Origin of the sequence: Candidatus Thiosymbion oneisti, assembly GCF_900092655.1 — a bacterium.
GTDB lineage: Bacteria > Pseudomonadota > Gammaproteobacteria > Chromatiales > Chromatiaceae > Thiosymbion > Thiosymbion oneisti.
In genome coordinates this window covers 1-3,805 of record NZ_FLUY01001581.1, presented here as the reverse complement: position 1 = coordinate 3,805, position 3,805 = coordinate 1, and the positions used below count along the sequence as shown (strand labels likewise).

At 58.2% G+C, this 3,805-nt stretch carries 2 protein-coding genes; both read left to right on the top strand.

The genetic code is table 11. The features are described from left to right. Nucleotides 1-327: 327 nt before the first annotated feature. On the top strand, nucleotides 328-1,845 hold the full coding sequence (locus tag BQ17_RS15955; protein WP_089728722.1) for a malonate--CoA ligase: 1,518 nt from the start codon (nucleotides 328-330) through the stop codon (nucleotides 1,843-1,845). Between the two features lie 654 nt (nucleotides 1,846-2,499). Further along, the gene (locus BQ17_RS15950) at nucleotides 2,500-3,552 is read left to right on the top strand and encodes an aldo/keto reductase (protein ID WP_089728720.1); all 1,053 of its coding nucleotides are present in this window, start codon (nucleotides 2,500-2,502) and stop codon (nucleotides 3,550-3,552) included. Nucleotides 3,553-3,805 lie beyond the last annotated feature (253 nt).

The window sequence follows — 3,805 nt, the reverse complement described above, 5'->3', positions numbered from 1 at the left end:
TCTTGTCTGCATCGGCTCTCTACAACCGACCAGGGGCGGCTTTGTTAGTTCTACTATTTACAGCGCACTACACTAGCTCCTTAATCGAACCTCCTTAGGTTCAACTTTTGACCACTGCGGCGCGATAGCGGTTGGCATCATGCTGTTCCCACAAGATAATCCGGTTTCATTGTAGCCGACAACGACAACAAAATCCGGTTTTACTCCAAGACGACAAGGGTAGCTTCAGGTGGATAAAACACCCTCGAAGACATCCCGGTTGGTTGATTCTCTTATACGATTGGATTTCCTACTCCTGGCTGCATCAGCCATCGCTGTGCCATCACGATGAACCATAATCTCTTTGCTCTGTTTCAAACACGCTTCCCGCGCGATCTCGACCGGCATTTCCTGGAGACACCGGAGGGCCGAACGCTCAGCTATCGAGGGCTTGAACACCAGTCTGCCTGCCTGCAGCGGGTGCTGAAGGAACAGGGCATCGCGCCGGGGGATCGGGTGGTCGTGCAGATCGAGAAATCTCCCCTTGCGCTCGCACTCTATCTCGCCTGTCTGCGCTGCGGTGCGGTTTATGTCCCACTCAATACTGCCTATACCCCGCGCGAGCTGGCGTACTTTCTCGCCGACGCGGCGCCGCAGGTGTTGGTTGTCCGCCCCGAGGCGGTAGACGAACTCGCGTCCGCCGTCGCCGCAGCTGGGGTAGCACAGGTCCTCACGCTGGATGCCGACGGCAATGGTTCCTTAGCCACGCTGGCGGATGCCGGTTCGCCCGATCACTCGGTCGCCATACGCAATCGGCACCATCTCGCCGCGATTCTCTACACCTCCGGAACCACGGGGCGCTCGAAGGGCGCGATGCTGACCCATGACAATCTGGCATCCAATGCGCTGGCCCTGCACCGGACATGGGGTTTCGTGCCTCAAGACGTGCTTATCCATGCCCTGCCGATTTTCCACGTACACGGTCTGTTCGTAGCCACCCACTGCATGCTGTTGAACGGTTCAGGGATGTTCTTCCTACCGAGTTTCGACGCGGACACCATCATCGATATGTTTCCACGGGCCACCGTATTGATGGGCGTTCCGACCTTCTACACGAGGTTGCTGCAGCATCCGCAGCTGACCGCTGCCCGGTGTGCCCACATGCGGTTATTCATTGCCGGATCGGCGCCCCTGTTACCCGATACCTTCAAGGCGTTCGAGCAGCGCACGGGACAACGGATCCTCGAACGTTACGGGATGACCGAGGCCGGCATGATTACCTCCAATCCGCTCGAGGGCGAGCGCGTCCCCGGTACCGTCGGTTTTCCTTTGCCCGGGGTGGAGGTACGGGTGTGTGACCGGGACGGCAACCGGGTAATCGATGCGGTGGGCATACTCGAGGTGCGCGGACCGAACCTATTCAAAGGATATTGGCGGATGCCCGACAAGATGGCTACTGAGTTTCGCGCTGATGGCTTTTTCATTACCGGTGATTTGGCCACGATCGATACTCACGGACGTGTCGCGATCATCGGGCGGGCCAAGGATCTCATTATCTCAGGGGGCTACAATGTCTACCCCAAAGAAGTGGAAAACGCGATCGATGGTATTGCCGGCGTCGATGAATCTGCGGTTATCGGCCTGCAACACGCGGATCTCGGTGAAGCCGTCGCCGCGGTCGTCACCCTGCAGCCGGGTGCCGACTTAGATGAAGCCGGACTCATCAGTCGGTTGCAAGGCAAGCTCGCCCGCTTCAAGCAACCAAAAAAAGTGATTTTTGTGGACACCTTGCCACGCAATGCCATGGGCAAGGTGCAAAAGAATGAGCTGCGCGCGCGTTTCGCGCACATCCGTTTCGAGACCTAGCCGCACCACCCCCTTTGATCCCCTCTCCCCGACCCTCCCCCGGAGGGAAGGCATCGCAAAAGTCCCTCTCCCGCCGGGAGAGGGGCTTTTGCGACACCCTCGCAGGGAGAGGGGGCGAAGCAGCCGGCTCTGTTTCCTGACCGGCACGCGTGGAGGCGGTTCGCGCGGCGTGCGGCCTCCTCTACGCGGGCTCGGGCTCACGGTTGGCCATGTGTCAACACTTAAAGATCAACCACTATCCCTTTTTCCTCCCAGCCTTTTTCTTCCTAGCTGGGAGAATTACCCGACCACTATATGTCAAGCACTACCCCACCGTCCGCACGGGGCCAATTCAATTCGGGGGAAGGTAGTGGTTAAGGTTTAAATGGAAACATCGCCACTCGCAGTGGGTTGGGCACGCCACACGCAGCCCCCCTCTCCCGGAGGGAGAGGGTTGGGGAGAGGGGATCAAATAAAGAAATGGGGCGTGGTTAATGAACCGCTCTACGCTAACCATTTAAAAATTTACCACTACTCGGGGGCATCCTCACGCCCTGCCCTGCTCGCTCAAGGCTTTGCTCAAACGCCTTTGGACTGCTACATTCTATCTAGGTTTTGCCCCGGCTCCTGCCGGCCACAGGCGGTTGGATTGCCTATCCTTGGAGGGAAGCCCCCATGCGTTACAAACTTCTGGGCAGGTCAGGCCTGCGCGTTTCCGAGCTCTGTCTCGGCACCATGACCTTTGGTGAAGACTGGAGTTTTGGTGTGTCGAAGGAGGAGAGCAAACGGGTCTTCGATGCCTTTGTCGATGCTGGCGGCAATTTCGTCGACACGGCCAACCTTTACACCAACGGCACGAGCGAGCGGTTCCTCGGCGAGTTCATGGGGGAGCACAGGCAGACGTTCGTCCTGGCCACCAAATACGCCTTCAACGGTCGCCCGGACGATCCCAACGGCGGGGGTAATCACCGCAAGAGCATGCACCAGGCACTGGAGGCGAGTCTGAAACGGCTCGGTACCGACTACATTGACCTCTATTGGGTCCATGCGTGGGATTTCATGAGCCCGGTCGACGAGGTCATGCGGGCACTCGACGACATGGTGCGTGCAGGCAAGGTGCTGTACGTCGGGATCTCGAATGCACCGGCCTGGATCGTCTCTCAGGCGAACACCCTGGCCGACCTGCGGGGCTGGAGCCCCTTCGTCGGCCTCCAGATCGAGTACAGCCTGATCGAGCGCACACCAGAGCGGGAGCTGCTGCCGATGGCCAAGGCGCTCGATATCGCAGTGACCGCATGGTCGCCACTCGGTGGCGGCATGCTGACCGGCAAGTACAAGCGAAACACCGAGAAACCCAGGGATGCACGCTATGCCCAAGGGGCATGGAGCGAGGACCTCTTCGTTACCGACCGGAACTTCACTATTGTCGAAGCAGTGGAAAAAGTGGCGGACGAGATCGATCGCACACCCGCTCAGGTCGCCATCAACTGGATCCGCCAACAGAAAGGCAAGGGTGTCATCATTCCCATCATCGGGGCCCGGAAGCGCTCTCAGCTCCAGGACAACCTGGCCGCACTCGATTTTGCGTTGAGCGACAAGCAGCTTGCCCGCCTCGATGCAGTCAGCGCCATCCAACTCGGCTTTCCGTATGACTTCCTAAATCACGACGACGTTCGGCCGGCCCTCTACGGAAATAGGCACGCGTCGATCGACAACCATCGGGGATAGTAATTGTTCAGCCCCTACCTACCGCGTCACTTCGGTAAGTGTTGCCGGAATCCCAAGTGCCATGGATAGGTCCTGGTTCCGTGAACTAAATGAACCGTTTATAGAATAATCCCTTTATAAAACAACAGGGTAGTGGTTAATATCTAAGTTTGAACATGACCAACGGCACTGGCCGCTATGCCCCCTCTCCCTCCGGGAGAGGGTTGGGGAGAGGGGATCAAAGGGATGAATCGCTCTACTTTTTCACTTATAA